This is a genomic window from Nocardioides terrae, from assembly GCF_900112345.1.
GTDB classification, from domain to species: domain Bacteria; phylum Actinomycetota; class Actinomycetes; order Propionibacteriales; family Nocardioidaceae; genus Nocardioides; species Nocardioides terrae.
Genome location: NZ_FOLB01000002.1, coordinates 259,198 through 272,553, shown reverse-complemented (window position 1 = coordinate 272,553; position 13,356 = coordinate 259,198). Strand labels below are relative to the sequence as shown.

At 72.8% G+C, this 13,356-nt stretch carries 12 protein-coding genes; 6 read left to right on the top strand and 6 right to left on the bottom strand.

Features of this window, described 5'->3' with window-relative positions; translation table 11 throughout:
- The first annotated feature begins 12 nt into the window (after window positions 1-12).
- On the top strand, window positions 13-1,428 hold the full coding sequence (locus BM236_RS04105) for a DHA2 family efflux MFS transporter permease subunit (protein WP_091120522.1): 1,416 nt from the start codon (window positions 13-15) through the stop codon (window positions 1,426-1,428).
- 21 nt (window positions 1,429-1,449) lie between these two features.
- Here the strand turns inward: BM236_RS04105 and BM236_RS04100 are convergent, their stop codons facing one another.
- Window positions 1,450-2,616, bottom strand: coding sequence for a PucR family transcriptional regulator (locus tag BM236_RS04100; RefSeq protein WP_091120519.1), 1,167 nt, complete (start codon window positions 2,614-2,616; stop codon window positions 1,450-1,452).
- 86 nt (window positions 2,617-2,702) lie between these two features.
- Between BM236_RS04100 and BM236_RS04095 the strand changes: the two genes are divergently transcribed.
- Together BM236_RS04095 and BM236_RS04090 are read left to right on the top strand one after the other, a co-directional pair.
- Window positions 2,703-3,854, top strand: a complete 1,152-nt coding sequence (locus BM236_RS04095; protein WP_091120517.1) for a ferredoxin reductase — start codon at window positions 2,703-2,705, stop codon at window positions 3,852-3,854.
- Between the two features lie 11 nt (window positions 3,855-3,865).
- Window positions 3,866-5,098, top strand: coding sequence for a fatty acid desaturase family protein (locus BM236_RS04090; RefSeq protein WP_091120515.1), 1,233 nt, complete (start codon window positions 3,866-3,868; stop codon window positions 5,096-5,098).
- Between the two features lie 108 nt (window positions 5,099-5,206).
- On the opposite strand, the gene BM236_RS04085 is transcribed toward BM236_RS04090, so the two are convergent.
- Window positions 5,207-6,103, bottom strand: a complete 897-nt coding sequence (locus BM236_RS04085) for an SDR family oxidoreductase (RefSeq protein ID WP_091120512.1) — start codon at window positions 6,101-6,103, stop codon at window positions 5,207-5,209.
- A gap of 81 nt (window positions 6,104-6,184) precedes the next feature.
- On the opposite strand from BM236_RS04085, the gene BM236_RS04080 reads away from it, so the two are divergent.
- Window positions 6,185-6,748: a TetR/AcrR family transcriptional regulator gene (locus BM236_RS04080; protein WP_091120511.1), complete on the top strand. Its 564-nt coding sequence runs from the start codon at window positions 6,185-6,187 to the stop codon at window positions 6,746-6,748.
- A 34-nt stretch (window positions 6,749-6,782) separates the two neighbouring features.
- On the opposite strand, the gene pgm is transcribed toward BM236_RS04080, so the two are convergent.
- On the bottom strand, window positions 6,783-8,432 hold the full coding sequence (gene pgm / locus BM236_RS04075; RefSeq protein ID WP_091120509.1) for a phosphoglucomutase (alpha-D-glucose-1,6-bisphosphate-dependent): 1,650 nt from the start codon (window positions 8,430-8,432) through the stop codon (window positions 6,783-6,785).
- A 95-nt stretch (window positions 8,433-8,527) separates the two neighbouring features.
- Here pgm and BM236_RS04070 point away from each other — a divergent pair, with 95 nt between their 5' ends.
- Both BM236_RS04070 and BM236_RS04065 read left to right on the top strand, forming a co-directional pair.
- On the top strand, window positions 8,528-9,322 hold the full coding sequence (locus tag BM236_RS04070; protein WP_091120506.1) for a crotonase/enoyl-CoA hydratase family protein: 795 nt from the start codon (window positions 8,528-8,530) through the stop codon (window positions 9,320-9,322).
- Between the two features lie 10 nt (window positions 9,323-9,332).
- Window positions 9,333-9,797 (top strand): MSMEG_6728 family protein, encoded by a 465-nt coding sequence (locus tag BM236_RS04065; RefSeq protein ID WP_091120504.1) that lies wholly within the window; start codon window positions 9,333-9,335, stop codon window positions 9,795-9,797.
- Between the two features lie 93 nt (window positions 9,798-9,890).
- Here the strand turns inward: BM236_RS04065 and BM236_RS04060 are convergent, their stop codons facing one another.
- The 3 genes from BM236_RS04060 to BM236_RS04050 all read right to left on the bottom strand — a co-directional run bounded on the left by BM236_RS04060 (window position 9,891) and on the right by BM236_RS04050 (window position 13,259).
- Complete coding sequence (locus BM236_RS04060; RefSeq protein WP_245750118.1) at window positions 9,891-10,820, bottom strand: oxidoreductase; 930 nt, start codon at window positions 10,818-10,820, stop codon at window positions 9,891-9,893.
- Window positions 10,821-10,854: 34 nt separating this feature from the next.
- Complete coding sequence (locus tag BM236_RS04055) at window positions 10,855-11,970, bottom strand: family 43 glycosylhydrolase (protein WP_175507542.1); 1,116 nt, start codon at window positions 11,968-11,970, stop codon at window positions 10,855-10,857.
- Between the two features lie 80 nt (window positions 11,971-12,050).
- Complete coding sequence (locus BM236_RS04050; protein WP_175507541.1) at window positions 12,051-13,259, bottom strand: family 43 glycosylhydrolase; 1,209 nt, start codon at window positions 13,257-13,259, stop codon at window positions 12,051-12,053.
- Between the last annotated feature and the right edge of the window lie 97 nt (window positions 13,260-13,356).

The window sequence follows — 13,356 nt, the reverse complement described above, 5'->3', positions numbered from 1 at the left end:
AGGAGCAACCCGATGAAGGACAAGCAGGCCCGCTGGCTGGCGCTCTACACGCTCTGCCTGGGCAACCTGATGATCGTCCTCGACACCAACATCGTGAACGTCGCGCTGCCAGCGATCCAGGGCGACCTCGGCTTCACCCCGACGGCGCTGGCCTGGGTGGTCAACGCCTACATGCTGACCTACGGCGGCTTCCTGCTGCTGGGCGGCCGGCTGGGCGACCTGCTGGGAAACCGCCGCGTCTTCCAGGGTGCCGTGGTCGCCTTCACGCTGGCCAGCGTCGCCTGCGGGCTGGCGCCGAGCGCCGGGCTCCTCGTCGCCGGCCGGGCCGTCCAGGGCCTCGGTGGCGCGGCGGTCTCCGCGGTCGCGCTCGCGCTCATCATGGGCCTGTTCGACGACGCCGCCGAGCGGGCCAAGGCGATGGCGGTCTACGGGTTCGTGATGTCGGGCGGCGGCGCGATCGGCGTGATCCTCGGCGGCGTGCTCACCGGCTTCCTCACCTGGCACTGGGTCTTCCTCGTCAACGTCCCGATCGGCGTGACCGTCTGGCTGCTCGGGTCGCGGATCCTGCCGCACCGTCCCGCCACCGCCACCGCGACGAGGCTCGACGTCGTGGGTGCGGTGCTCGTCACCACCGCGCTGGTCCTGGTCGTCTACGGCGTGGTCAGCACCACCCTGGTGTACGCCGCCGGCGGGCTCGCCGTGCTCGCGGTCTTCGTCTTCTGGGAGGCCCGCAGCGACCACCCGCTCGTCCCGCTGCGCATGTTCCGGATCCGCAACCTGGTCGTCGCGCAGGCCGTCGGCAGCCTGTGGGCCGGCGCGATGTTCGCGACGTTCTTCCTCACCTCGCTCTACCTCCAGCAGGTCCTCGAGTACGACGCCCTCGCGGTCGGCCTCTGCTTCCTCCCCTCCTCCGTGGTGATGGCGGTGTTCTCCCTGCGCTGGTCGGACAAGCTGGTGATCCGCTTCGGGCCCAAGCCGCCGCTCGTCGCCGGTCTCGCGTTGGTCGCGGTCGGCCTGGCGCTGCTGGCCGGGGTCCCCGTCGACGGTGGCTACGTCGTCGACGTGCTTCCCGCGATGCTGCTCACCGGCGTCGGCGCGGGTGTCGCCCTCAACCCGGTCCTGATCGTCGCGATGAGCGACGTCGAGCCCTCCGAGGCCGGGCTGGCGTCGGGGCTGGTCAACACGTCCTTCTCGATGGGCGGCGCGCTCGGCCTGGCCGTGCTGGCGAGCGTGGCGACCTGGCGCACCGACGCACTCTCGGTCACCGGCGCCGACCACGCGGCCGCGCTCACGGGTGGCTTCCAGATCGCCTTCGGCATCGGCGCAGTCTTCGCCGTGGCCGCCGCGGTCCTCGGCGGCGTACTCCTCAGGACGGCACCGGCCGTCGGCGCCGAGCCCGAGATCGCGCCGGAGGCGGCCGCCGTCTGAGTCACATCGCGGTCGGGCGGCCTACCCCAGCGCCACCGTCAGCGCGAGCACCGTCGCCGGGTCCTCCAGCGAGTCGCCGAACAGGTCGCGCAGCTGCCCCATGCGGTAGCGCACGGTCTGCGGGTGCACGAACAGCGCGGCGGCCACCTCGTCGCGCCGGCCGTGGTGCAGCAGCCAGCAGCGCAGCGTCTCGGTGAGCTTCTCCGCGACCGCCGGCCGCACCGACGACAGGGGGGCGAGCACCGTGGCCCGCAGGTCGGCCAGCGCCTCCGCGTCGGCCCCGAGAACCAGCGTCACGAGGTGCTCCTCGGTGTCGGGGCCGAGACCGACGGCGCGGGCGCGCAGGGCTCGGTCGAAGGACACCCGCACGTCGCGCCACGGTCGCGGCGGGCCGACGGTGGCCCGGTGCGACGACAACGTGCGCAGAAGCGCCGTGCGGGCGCTCCCGTGCACGTCGGGCACCAGCAGCAGGGTCAGGTCGTCGGCCTCGGCCAGCTCGGTGAGCACCAGCGTCCCGGACGGTACGCCGGCCAGCGCGCCGCCGACCTCGGCCGACGGCATCAACGCGGCCGTCAGCGTGGCCGGCGGTGTCCAGCCGGCGCTCTGGACCGCCTCGTCGACGGCCTCGACGGCGTCGCCGTGCAGCAGCCGACGGGCCAGCAGCTCGAGCATCCGCTGGCGGGCGCGCCCCGTGGTCGCCAGCTCGTCGGCGTGGCCGGCGGCCGAGACGTCGGAGAGCTCGTCGATGTAGCTGAAGACGAGGCCCGCGAACTCGGCGAGCCCCTCGGGGGACAGGCCGGCCTCCACCGCCGTGGAGGAGAGCTCCCGCCACGAGATGCGCGCACCGATCCGGTAGGCGGCGAGCAGCGCCTCGGTCGTGCGGCCGCTGCGCGCCTCGCCACGGCCCAGGTCGAAGGCGCCCTGCCGGGCCTGGGCGGTCAGCATCGGGACGTCCTCGGCCTCGTTGGAGGCGACGGCGATGAAGGCGTCCAGCGCGATCCCCACCGCGGTGCGGATCGTCTCGCCCATCGCCCCGGAGAGGGCGTCCTGGTAGGAAGGGACCTCGGCGATGATGGTGGCGACGACCTTCTCGCCGATCGCCGGCAGGACAAGCCTCATCCGCTCGGCCACGTCGCCGGGCAGCCGGACGGCGGTGGGAGCGGTGCGCAACGAGAGTGGCCGCGTCATTCTTGTCCTCCGTGAACAAACGTTGGGTGGATATTCACGTCCAGCGGATAGGAGTTTAATCGCATCGATCAGTCACCATGGAGTGTATGACTGCTGCAGTGATTCCTCCGCGCGAACTGGCGCCCGACCGTCGGGTGCAGGTCCGCCTCGGCGACCGGATCGCCGCTCGCATCGAGCGGGTCGCCAACGCCGCGGTCTCCCCGCTGGTGTCGCCGGACTACCTCGACCTCTTCCACCCGCTGCGCTCGGGGACCGACCTGCGTGCGCGCATCGTCTCGGTCCACCCCGAGACCCGCGACGCCGCCACGATCGTGCTCAAGCCCGGCCGCGACTGGGCGGGCCACCTGCCCGGGCAGTACGTCCGCATCGGGATCGACGTGGACGGCGTCCGGCAGTGGCGGGCCTACTCGCTGACCCATGGCCCGCGCCCCGACGGACACATCTCGATCACCGTCAAGGCCGTGCCCGACGGTGTGGTCAGCAACCACCTCGTGCACCAGGTGAGGCCCGGCACGCTGGTCTTCCTGGAGCAGGCGCAGGGCGAGTTCGTCCTCCCGGACGACCTGGCCGGCCGCAAGCTGCTCTTCATCACCGCCGGCTCGGGCGTCACGCCCGTCATCGGCATGCTGCGCAACCTCTTCCCGGTCACCGACGAGGGTGTCGTCCACCTCGACCGGGCGCTGGACATCGTGTGCGTCCACGTCGCACCGAGCCGGCCGGACTCGATCTTCCTGCGCAACCTCGAGGAGCTGGACGCGTTCGGCGCAGTCCGGCTCGTGGCGAGGTACGACGACCAGCACGGCGTCCTCGACGTCGACCGGCTGGCCGACCTGGTCCCCGACCTGGCCGAGCGGACGACGTACGCGTGTGGGCCGGCCGGCCTTCTCGACGCGCTCGCCGCCCACCACGAGGCCAACGGGCTGGAGCTGTTCACCGAGCAGTTCCGCGCCACCACCGTCGTCGTCGGTGACGGCGGCACGGTGTCGTTCAACTCAGGAACCACGATCGAGGCCGACGCCGCGACCCCGATCCTCGACGCCGCCGAGGAGGCGGGCGTCCTCATGCCGAGCGGGTGCCGGATGGGCATCTGCTTCGGCTGCGTCCTGCCGCTCAAGGAAGGCGCCGTGCGCGACCTGCGCAGCGGCGACCTGATCGTCGCCAACGCCGGCGAGAGCGACGGCATCCAGATCCAGACCTGCATCAGCGCCGCCGCCGGCGCGTGCGTCATCGACCACTGAAGGGTAGCCAGATGACCATCGTCAATGAGCCGACCACCACCGGCCTCGAGCGAACCCCGTTCGCCCACCTCTCCGAGGAGGACATCGCCCAGCTCGGTGCCGAGCTGGACGCGATCCGACGTGAGGTGATGGAGAGCCGCGGCGAGCGCGACGCGGCCTACATCCGCCGGGTCATCAAGACCCAGCGCTACCTCGAGCTCGGCTCCCGCGCCGTCCTGCTCGGCAGCTTCTTCCCGCCCGCCTTCGTCGCGGGCACGATCGGCCTGAGCGTCGCGAAGATCCTCGACAACATGGAGATCGGCCACAACGTCCTCCACGGTCAGTGGGACTGGATGCGCGACCCGAAGATCCACTCCACCACGTGGGACTGGGACAACGCCGCCACCCCGGAGGGGTGGAAGAAGGCGCACAACGAGGAGCACCACACCTACACCAACATCCTGGGCATGGACAACGACCTGGGCTGGGGGCTCGTGCGCGTCGACGAGCAACAGGAGTGGAGCCCGCGGTGCCTCTACCAGCCGGCGTACAACATGCTCAACATGCTGTTCTTCGAGTACGGCATCGCCGCCTACGACCTCAAGCTCGGCGACTTCCTGCGGACGCCGAAGGAGGAGCGCTCCGAGGAGCAGCTCCGCGACGTCAAGGGCACGCTGAAGAAGATCCGTCAGCAGGCGACGAAGGACTACCTCGTCCACCCGCTGCTCTCCGGGCCGTCGTTCCTCACCACCCTGGCCGCCAACGTCATCGCCAACGTGACCCGCAACATCTGGTCGCACTCGATCATCATGTGCGGCCACTTCCCCGAGGGTGTCTCGACCTTCGAGCTCGACGAGCTGCCGAAGAACGAGGCGCGCGGCCACTGGTACCTGCGCCAGATGCTCGGCTCGGCCAACATCTCCGGCTCGAAGGCCGTCCACATCATGAGCGGCAACCTGTCCCACCAGATCGAGCACCACATCTGGCCGGACCTGCCGTCCAACCGCTACGCCGAGGTGGCGCCGAAGGTCCGCGCGCTCTTCGACAAGTACGGCCTGCGGTACCACACCGCGCCGCTCCCGCAGCAGGTCTACAGCGCCTGGCACAAGACCGTCCGGCTGGCCTTCCCCAACGGCTGGTGGGAGACCACCAACCGCCGCAACCTCCCCAAGCAGGTCCGCCTGCTCACGAAGATCGTGAAGGCCAAGGGCAAGGACCGGCTGCGGATGCTCAAGGAGCTCGAGGCGCGCGGCGCCGCCCGCTGACGGACTCCTCGAAGCGCCGGACACACAAGCGCCCCCGCCTCATCGGCGGGGGCGCTTCGTTCTGCCGTGGTCAGGACCGGGACCGCGCCCGGGGCCGGACGGACCGGCTCAGGCCTCGTCGTACGCACCGCTCCTGATGTCCTCCAGCAGCGACGGCCCGGTCGGGCTCCAGCCGAGGACGCTCCGCGTGAGCGTGGCGCTGGCGGGCGCGTCCATGCCGACGAACCGCCCGATCCAGCCGAAGTGGTCCGCCGTGGCCTCGGGCGTGATCGACCGGGTCGGCAGCCCGAACCGCTCGCCGAGCGCTGCCGCGATGTCGCGCATCGGCACGCCCTCCTCGGCGACCGCGTGCGCGCGGAACCCCGCCGGGGCCTGCTCGAGCGCGAGCCGCACCAGTCGGGCCGCGTCGGAGACGTGCACGGCCGGCCAGCGGTTGGCGCCGTCGCCGACGAAGCCGACGTAGCCCTTCTCCCGCGCGACCTGCGCGAGCGTGGCGGTGAAGCCGTGGTCCCGCATGCCGTGCGTGGTGGCCGCGAAGCGCAGGGCCACCGGTCGCAGCCCCTGGTCCGCGGAGTCGAGGGCGAGGTTCTCGCTGCCGCCCCGGAGGGCGTCGGGGCCGCGGAACGGCGAGGGGTCCTCCTCGGTGGCGGCCCTGCCCTGGGCCAGTCCGGCGAGGCCGGAGGCGAGGAGGAAGGTCCGGTCCGTGCCGGCGAGCTCCTCGAGGAGGGCGGAGACCGCCGCGTGCTCGAGCCGCCCGGCCGCGGCCGGGTCGCGGAGGCCGTGGTTCATCGCGAGGTGGATGACCCCGTCGGCATCCTTGGCTCCCGAGACGAGCGACTGCGGGTCGTCCAGGTCGCCGAGGTGCGCCCGCGCGCCCTTGGCCTCCAACGCGGCCGCGCCCGCCTCCGACCGGGCCAGCCCGACGACCTCGTAGTCGTGGGCCAGCAGCTCGTCGGTCACGGCCGAGCCGATCCAGCCGGTGGCTCCGGAGATGAAGATGCGCATGTAGCTGCTCCTTTGATGTCAGTGTCTGACATCGACCGTAGCACTGCATGTCAGGGACTGTCATCACCTAGGATGGCCGGCATGAGCCGATGGCAGCCCGATGCGCGCGGTCGCATGCTCGACGCGGCCCTCGAGCTCTTCGCCGAGCAGGGCTACGACAGGACCACGGCCGGCGACATCGCGACCCGGGCCGGCGTCACCGAGCGCACCTTCTTCCGGCACTTCGCCGACAAGCGGGAGGTGCTCTTCGCCGGACCGGTCCTCCTCGACGAGGTCGTCGTCGAGACCGTCGGGGCGGTCGACCCCGAGGCGGCCCCGTGGCCCGTGGCCATCGCCGCCGTGCGCGAGGCCGCTGCCCGGCTCGGTGCGGCGCGCACTCCCGCGCAGGCGGCACAGCGGGCCCGGATCGTCGCGCAGACGCCCGCCCTCCAGGAGCGGGAGCTGCTCAAGATGGCCTCGATGACGAGTGCCATCGCCGCGGCCCTGGTCGGGCGCGGAGTGGCGGAGCCGCTGGCGAACCTCGCCGCTCACAGCGCGGTCGCGGTCTTCTCCGCGGCCTTCGCGCGCTGGGCCTCCGGCGAGGAGGACCGGCCCTTCGAGCAGTGCGTCGACGAGGCGGCGAGCGCTCTGCGCGAGCTGACCTGACGAGCGGGCGGCCGGCCTGAACAGAGGCGGGCGGTCAGCTCCCGAGGGCCGCTGCCACCACGCTGCGCGCCTCCTCCTGCACCTGCGCGAGGTGCTCGGGGCCGCGGAACGACTCGGCGTAGATCTTGTAGACGTCCTCCGTGCCGCTCGGACGCGCGGCGAACCATGCCGACTCGGTGGTGACCTTGAGCCCGCCGATCGCTGCGCCGTTGCCGGGCGCCTCGGTGAGCTTGGCGGTGATCTCCTCGCCGGCCAGCGACGTGGCGGTGACGGCGTCCGCCGACAGCTTCGCCAGGGCGGCCTTCTCCTCGCGGGAGGCAGGCGCGTCGACCCGCTCGTACGCCGGCCGTCCGTGCCGGGCGACCAGGTCGGCGTAGTGCTGGGACGGCGTCTCGCCGGTCGCTCCGAGGATCTCCGAGGCGAGCAGGGCCAGGAGCAGCCCGTCCTTGTCGGTCGTCCACACCGAGCCGTCCCGGCGCAGGAACGACGCGCCGGCCGACTCCTCACCGCCGAACCCGAACGACCCGTCGATGAGGCCCGGGACGAACCACTTGAACCCGACGGGCACCTCCACCAGCGGCTTGCCCGCGCCGCCGTCCAGCGATGCCGCCACCCGGTCGATCATCGAGCTGGAGACCAGGGTCTTGCCGATCTGAGCGGTCGCCGGCCACTCCGGCCGGGCCCCGCCGAAGAGGTAGCCGATCGCGACGGCGAGGAAGTGGTTGGGGTTCATCAGGCCCGCGTCGGGCGTGACGATGCCGTGCCGGTCGGCGTCGGCGTCGTTGCCCGTGCAGAGGTCGAACTCGTCGCGGCGCGCGATGAGCGACGACATCGCGTAGGGCGAGGAGCAGTCCATCCGGATCTTGGCGTCCCAGTCCAGCGTCATGAAGCGCCACGTGGGGTCCACGGCCGGGTTCACGACCGTCAGGTCCAGCCGGTGCTGTTCGGCGATCCGCGCCCAGTAGTGCACCGACGCCCCGCCCAGCGGGTCCGCGCCGATGCGCACCCCGGCACCGCGGATGGCGTCGAGGTCGACGACGGACGGCAGGGCGTCGACGTACCCGCCCAGGAAGTCGTAGTCGTGCGCCTGGCCCCGCGCCCGGGTCCACGGCACCCGCTTGACGGCGCTCAGGCCGCTGCGGATCAGCTCGTTGGCGCGGTCGGCGATCCAGCTCGTCGCCGCGGAGTCGGCGGGGCCGCCGTGCGGCGGGTTGTACTTGAAGCCGCCGTCGGCGGGCGGGTTGTGCGAGGGCGTGACGACGATGCCGTCGGCCAGCCCGGACCCGCTCGTCCGCCCCTCGTTGGCCGTGAGGATGGCCAGCGAGACGGCCGGGGTCGGCTGGTAGCCGCCCTGGAGCATCACGGTGACGTCGTTGGCGATCAGCACCTCCACGGCGGAGACGTACGCCGGCTCGGAGAGCGCGTGCGTGTCGCGACCGAGGAAGAGCGGGCCGTCGTACCCCTGACCCATGCGGTAGTCGCAGATCGCCTGCGTCGTCGCCACGATGTGGGCCTCGTTGAACGCGGTGCGCAGGGACGAGCCGCGGTGCCCCGAGGTGCCGAAGACGACCTGCTGGTCGGGGTCGTCCGGGTCGGGCGTCCGGGTGAAGTACGCCGTCACGAGCTGCGGGACGTCGACGAGGTCTGCGTCGGTGGCGGGCGTGCCTGCGCGCGGGTCAACCATGGCGCCATCGTGCCAGGGTGCTCGGCGGAGCGACACGGCGTGCAGACGTTACTTGCGAGTAGCAAGCACCGCGCGCGTCGGCATACGCTCCTCCCATGTCACTCGTCACCGCCACGACCTCCGACGGCATCGCCCAGGTGCGGCTCGCCCGCCCCGACAAGCTCAACGCGCTGACCCTGCCGCTGCTCGACGAGCTGGTCGCGACGGCCCGGGGGCTGGGCAGGGACAAGACGCTGCGTGCGGTCGTGCTCGCCGGCGAGGGCGACTCCTTCTGTGCCGGCCTCGACTTCTCCAGCACACTGAAGCGGCCGGCCGACGTCGCAAAGGCGTTCACGCCGCGACCGTGGCGGGGGACCAACGTCTTCCAGGAGGCGGCATGGGCCTGGCGGCGGGTGCCTGCCCCCGTCATCGTCGCGGTGCACGGCCACTGCCTCGGCGGCGGCGTCCAGATCGCGCTCGGTGCGGACTTCCGGTTCGCGACGCCGGACTCCACCTGGTCGGTGCTGGAGGGCAGGTGGGGGATCATCCCCGACATGTCGGGCGTCCAGGCGCTCTCCGAGCTGGTCGGGATCGACACCGCGAAGCGACTGACGATGACCGCCGAGATGTTCAGCGGCAAGCAGGCCCACGACCTCGGGCTGGTGACCGAGCTCGACGCCGACCCGGTCGCCGCGGCGACGGCCTTCGCCCAGCGGCTGGCCGAGAAGTCACCCGACGCGCTGGCGGCCACCAAGCGGATCTTCAACGACACCTGGCACCGCTCGGCCCGGCGTACCTTCGCCCGTGAGCGGGTCGAGCAGGCCTTCCTCCTCTTCGCCGCCAACACCAAGATCGCCCGGAAGGCCGCGTTCACCAAGGTCGCCCCGGCGTACAAGCCGCGCCAGCGGTAACCGGCGGTTCGTGCAGACCTTCCTGCCGTACGCCGACTTCGACCGCTCCATGGCGGTGCTCGACCGCAAGCGACTCGGCAAGCAGCGCGTCGAGGCGATCCAGGTCGTGCGCGGACTCGTCCGGCCGGGCTACGGCTGGCGGCACCACCCCGCGGTCAAGATGTGGTCGGGCTGCCTGGAGGCGCTGGGCGCCTACGGGCTCGCCGCGACCCGGGCGTGGGTCGAGGCGGGCTTCGCCGACACCTGCGCCGGCACCATCCGGGCGGACCTGGCCACGGCCGGTGTGGTGCACGTCCGCGGACAGGCCGAGCTCGCGGAGGCCGGCGAGCTGCCCGACTGGCTCGGCGACCCCGACTTCCACCGCAGCCACCAGTCCTCGCTGCTGCGCAAGGACCCCGACCACTACGGCCCGCTGTTCCCCGGTGTCCCCGACGATCTGCCCTACGTGTGGCCGCCGGGTCGCGCCACGGGGTGACGGTTCATCGAGGTATGCAGGCCAAGCGTCGCTTCCCGTGCGGAACTCCGCGTGGGATGTGCGGGTTCGGCTGCATACCTCGACGAACCGACGTCACGGCCACGTCAGCCCGACGGTCCGTTCGGAGAGGTCCCAGAGCGCCTGCTGGTCGGCGGGGGAGTGCGAGCGGTGGGTGCTGCCGACGATCACGGCCGGGCCGGCCAGCTCGCCGGGCCGGCCGGGACCGGTGAAGGTCGCGCCGGGGAGGTCGGCGGTCGCGGCCATCAGGGTCGGCCACGCGGCCGGAGCGGGCGTCTGGAAGAGCGCCCGCATCGCGGTCTCGACCACGGGCCGGCCGAGCGGGATCGAGCCCAGCGGCCCGTTCCGGACCAGCCGGGTGGTGGCGATGCCCGGGTGGGCGGCCAACGCCTTGACGGGCAGACCGGCGGCGCGGAGCCTCCGGTCGAGCTCGTAGGTGAAGAGCAGGTTGGCGAGCTTGCTCTGCGCATAGACCTGCCAGGTGCCGACCGGGCCGTAGCGCCGTGGCTCCGCGCGTGGCTCGCCGAGCGGCGCCGACCGCGCCAGCCGGTGGGCGAGCGACGCGACGGTGACGACCCGCCCGTCCCCGCTCTTCACGAGCTGCGGGAGCAGCAGCCCGGTCAGCAGGAAGGGTCCGAAGTGGTTGGTGGCCAGCTGGACCTCGAGCCCGTCCACGGTCCGCGAGTACGACGGGGCCATCACGCCGGCGTTGTTGACGAGCAGGTCGATCGCGCCGAGCCCGGCGGCCTCCGCCGCCGCCGCGCGTACGGCGGCCAGCGACGTCAGGTCGAGGACGAGCTGCTCGACGGCACCGGCCGGCACCTCCCGCAACAGGGCGGAGCGGGCCTCCGCGAGCTTGTCGGCGGAGCGGCCGGCGAGCACGACGCGGGCGCCGCGACGCAGTAGCTCGAGCGCCGTGTGGTAGCCGAGCCCCCCGACGGTCGGACCGGTGACGACCGCCGTCCGGCCGGTCTGGTCGGGCATCTGCTCGGGGGTCCAGGGCACGCCGTCACCTTAGGGTGGCGGCCGGACCCGCCCGTCAGTGCCCGCGCCGGAGCCAGCTGCCGAGGATGGGGAACTTGCGCTTCGTGAACCTCAGGTGCACGCCGTAGAGGGACCGCACGGGGAGCCGGTAGTCCTCCCGGCCGGCCCACGCCTGGAACGGGTCCCGGCACGGCTTGCCCGTCCTCCGGCAGGTCCAGGCGTGGAAGTAGAGCGAGAACTCCGCCCTGCGGCCGTGCCCGGTGACCAGCACGTCGGCGCCGCCCGGCCCGCACAGCCTGGTCTTGGCCTTGGTGAGGATGCGTCGGGTCGGCACCCCGCTCCACGAGAGCAGGTGGGCCGAGCGGCGGAACACCGTCCCGTAGCCGCAGGTCGTGTAGTCGCCCTCGGAGGTGAAGAGGTAGAAGAACCGTCCGCGCTTGACCAGGACGGGGTTCTCGATGACGCCGCTGCTGGCCAGCAGCGGGCGGCTGCCGCTGCTGATCGTCAGCCCGTTGAGCGCCAGCGGGACGATCCGGATCGACGACGGTCGTCCGTCGGTCTTGTAGAGCAGCCACACGCCGCCCTGCCCCTGGAAGACCGACGGGTCGATGGCGCCGGTGGTCGGCAGGGTGGGGGCGGCCTGGCCGGGGTCGACGATCTGGTCCGCGGCGGCAGGCGTGTCGGCGCCCGGCGGACAGACGAGCGGAGCGGCGCCGAACGGCTGGAAGTGGCCGGTCGGCCCTGCCGCGGTCGCCACGCCGATGCAGCGGCTGCTGGGCGAGAGGCCGCGCACCGGCGCGGCGTAGTAGAGCACCCACCGGCCCCGCAGGCGCACGATGTCGGACGCCCAGATGTCGCCCTGCGGACGCGCCCAGGCTGGCCGGGTCAGCAGCGCCGGGCTGGCCAGGTGCCAGCGCCTCCCGTTGCGGGAGGACATCCGCAGGACCTGCGCACCGGTGCCGACCAGGACGTAGTGCTTCGCCTTCGTCTGGGCGATGCTGGGGTCGCCGACGTTGCCGTTGACCAGCGGGCGCACCCGGGCGACGGCAGCGCCGCCGCTCACGGCCAGGACGGCGGCCACGAGGACCGCGAGCAGGGCCGTACGACGACCGGCCCGCCTGCCGCGGTCGGCGGCGTCGTCCGGGTGGGTCTCGGCGGTGCGGTTCGGCATGGTGCTCCTGGTCGGTCCCGGGTCGGCGGCGGCCCTGAGGCTAACCCGCGGCGTTGCCTCTCCGCGGGACCGGCGCCTCATCAGCGCCGGTGGTGCCGGTGGTGCCGGTGGTGGTGACGCCTCTTGTGGTGGTGCTTGCGCTGGGCGTGATGGCGGGCGTGGTGCCGGGCGTGGTGCCGGGCGTGGTGCTTGCGGTGGTGCCGGGCGTGGTGCTTGCGGTGGTGCCGCTTGCCGGCCCGGTGCTTCCGCGTGTGCTCGCCGTGCGGCCGCACGAACGACCCGACGTGCACCCCGCGACCGCCGAACCGGAGCCGGGCGGCGTAGAGCGCGCGGACAGCGCCCGGCCGTCGGGTGTCGTTGTGGAACGTCTCGCCGCACGGCCGTGTCCCCGCGCAGGTCCAGCCGTGGAAGTAGAGCCGGACCGCCCGCCGGTCGACGACCACGTCGGCGCCGCCCGGGCCGCACAGGCCGGTGCTCCGGCGCGCCAGCAGGGTGTGCTGCGACCGCTTGCGCCACCGGGTGATGCGCCGGCTGCGCCGCCAGACCGTCGAATAGCTGCAGCGGGAGTAGTCCCCGGCCGACATGAAGAGGTAGATCCAGCGGCCGCGTCGGACCATCACCGGGTTCTCGAGCACGCCGCCGGTCGAGAGCAGCGCTCGGCTGCGGCCCCTGGCGTGCAGCCCGTTCCCGCGCAGGCGCAGCAGGCGGATCGACGACGGCTTCCCGTCGGTCTTGTAGAGCAGGGAGACCCGTCCGTGGTCGACGAAGACCGACGGGTCGATGGCGCCGATGGTCGGGTACGTCGGCCGCGACCGCCGCCGGTCGACGATCCGGTCCTCGGCCCGCGGCGCGTGCGCGGCGGGCGGGCAGACCAGCGGACGCCGGCTGACCGGCCGGAACCGGCCGGTGCTCGACGACGAGGCCGCCACGCCGATGCATCTGCTGGTCGCCCCCATGCCGGCCACCGGCGCGGCGAAGTAGAGCAGCCAGCGGCCGCGCAGGTGGACGAGGTCGGCCGCCCAGATGGTGCTGCCCGGCCGGGCCCAGGCGGGTCTGACCGACAGCGCCGGTCCGATCGGGCGCCACTGCACGCCGTTGCGCGAGACCAGTCGCCTGACCCGCGGCCCGGTCGCGACGGCGACGTACCGCTTGGGACCGGCCTTGACGACGCTGGGGTCGGCCGCCGACGTCCGGTGCTCGAGCGGGCCCGCCAGAGCGCCGGCCTCGGGGACCGTCAGAGCGAGCAGGAGCAGGGCGGCGACGAGGAGCCGCCAGGTGGCGCGATTCAACAGTGGTCCCGTGGTTCGGTGGGGCGAAGGACGGGAGAGGTTAACCCGCGGCGCTGCTCGGTTCGGCGAGAACCTCCGAAGCGGCCGCAGAAATGGC

What these genes read in the sequence shown, in the direction of transcription:
- BM236_RS04105 (WP_091120522.1), top strand. Translation starts at nt 13, where the DNA reads ATGAAGGACAAGCAGGCCCGCTGGCTGGCGCTCTACACGCTCTGCCTG.
- BM236_RS04100 (WP_091120519.1), bottom strand. Translation starts at nt 2,616, where the DNA reads ATGACGCGGCCACTCTCGTTGCGCACCGCTCCCACCGCCGTCCGGCTG.
- BM236_RS04095 (WP_091120517.1), top strand. Translation starts at nt 2,703, where the DNA reads ATGACTGCTGCAGTGATTCCTCCGCGCGAACTGGCGCCCGACCGTCGG.
- BM236_RS04090 (WP_091120515.1), top strand. Translation starts at nt 3,866, where the DNA reads ATGACCATCGTCAATGAGCCGACCACCACCGGCCTCGAGCGAACCCCG.
- BM236_RS04085 (WP_091120512.1), bottom strand. Translation starts at nt 6,103, where the DNA reads ATGCGCATCTTCATCTCCGGAGCCACCGGCTGGATCGGCTCGGCCGTG.
- BM236_RS04080 (WP_091120511.1), top strand. Translation starts at nt 6,185, where the DNA reads ATGAGCCGATGGCAGCCCGATGCGCGCGGTCGCATGCTCGACGCGGCC.
- pgm (WP_091120509.1), bottom strand. Translation starts at nt 8,432, where the DNA reads ATGGTTGACCCGCGCGCAGGCACGCCCGCCACCGACGCAGACCTCGTC.
- BM236_RS04070 (WP_091120506.1), top strand. Translation starts at nt 8,528, where the DNA reads ATGTCACTCGTCACCGCCACGACCTCCGACGGCATCGCCCAGGTGCGG.
- BM236_RS04055 (WP_175507542.1), bottom strand. Translation starts at nt 11,970, where the DNA reads ATGCCGAACCGCACCGCCGAGACCCACCCGGACGACGCCGCCGACCGC.